We start from the raw sequence: 1,249 nt of genomic DNA, 5'->3' as shown, positions 1-1,249 counted from the left end.
ATTTCAAAGATGATGGGAAGACAAAATTCGTATAAAGAGGAATGCTATGAACTTCACAATGTTTACACAACTGTTCAATAGAATTGATCAGATAACAAAAACATATTTCACGGAGATTTCCTTAAAAGCAATTGCTACAATTACACCTTTCATCTCAATCGGTCTCACCATCACTTTTATCGTCTATGGATGGCTCATCATGCGCGGGGCAGTAGAAATGCCACTCGCAGGTTTTCTAAGCCGATCTCTACGCATCAGTATTATTACTTCAATCGCACTCACAGCAGGACTTTATCAAACAGATCTTGCCGAGTTAATCATAGACCTACCCAATGATTTATCAAACGCGCTAATAAATAATCCAACAAAAGGCCAGCAATTAAACAGTTTGATTGACAAGGTCGCTGAAAGAGGGTTCGAATGTGCAAGCAAAGCTTTCGAGGAATCTGCCTTCTCGGATGCTAATGGGTTACTCTATGGACTCTTCGGCATCCTCATTTTACTCGTAACAAGTTTCCTAGCCGCAATCGGTGGTGCATTCATCCTGCTGGCAAAAATCGCACTTGTGCTTCTCGTCGGACTTGGCCCCATATTCATCATCGCCCTCCTTTGGCAACCAACCTATCGCTTGTTCGAACAATGGATAGTCCAAATCCTGAACTATACGATTCTCGTTGTTCTCTTAGCTACCGTATTTGGATTCATGATGAATATCTTTGCAAATTACATGACTGATATTGAATTTAATGGTGAACAAAATGTCGGTTATACGCTTGGTGGCGCGCTTATCCTCTCCATTATCTCCATTGTGCTGTTGATCAAATTATCAAGCATTGCAAGCTCTCTGGCAAAAGGCATTACTTTTGAACATCTCTGGAACCCAGGTGCTGGAGAAAGAAAATCCTCATACAGCAATCGCACAGTCAAATAATCTGCAAAAACAAATAAAGAATATCACGCTCTCAAGAGAGAGCTTCTGCAACAAAAAATAAAATCAAGAAAATAAAGACATTCTCAAGTTATATAGTTTATAATCAAAATTGATATTATAATAAAAAAGTGTTAGGATGAATTCAGGAGTTTAATAAAAAGGAATGGTATAATGAAACCAATCGTTTTTACAATTTTGATTGCAGGGCTTTTATCAGCTTGCAGCACTTTGCCGCCAAAGCCAAAACAACCCAATAATTGGAATCGCGTGCCTATTAATAAAACAGTCCCGATCGAAATTCAGCGAGGAGCAATATGA

The 1,249-nt window shown here is 38.9% G+C and carries 2 protein-coding genes; both read left to right on the top strand.

Annotated features, from left to right (window positions below; all coding sequences use genetic code 11):
- Positions 1–46: 46 nt before the first annotated feature.
- Complete coding sequence (locus BN200_RS03470) at positions 47–931, top strand: TrbL/VirB6 family protein (protein WP_019221067.1); 885 nt, start codon at positions 47–49, stop codon at positions 929–931.
- A 171-nt stretch (positions 932–1,102) separates the two neighbouring features.
- Positions 1,103–1,249, top strand: a complete 147-nt coding sequence (locus tag BN200_RS03465; RefSeq protein ID WP_019221066.1) for a hypothetical protein — start codon at positions 1,103–1,105, stop codon at positions 1,247–1,249.

It is taken from the genome of Bartonella senegalensis OS02 (assembly GCF_000312545.1).
Lineage (GTDB): Bacteria > Pseudomonadota > Alphaproteobacteria > Rhizobiales > Rhizobiaceae > Bartonella > Bartonella senegalensis.
This window is presented reverse-complemented; position numbering and strand designations above follow the sequence as displayed.

What these genes read in the sequence shown, in the direction of transcription:
- BN200_RS03470 (WP_019221067.1), top strand. Translation starts at nt 47, where the DNA reads ATGAACTTCACAATGTTTACACAACTGTTCAATAGAATTGATCAGATA.
- BN200_RS03465 (WP_019221066.1), top strand. Translation starts at nt 1,103, where the DNA reads ATGAAACCAATCGTTTTTACAATTTTGATTGCAGGGCTTTTATCAGCT.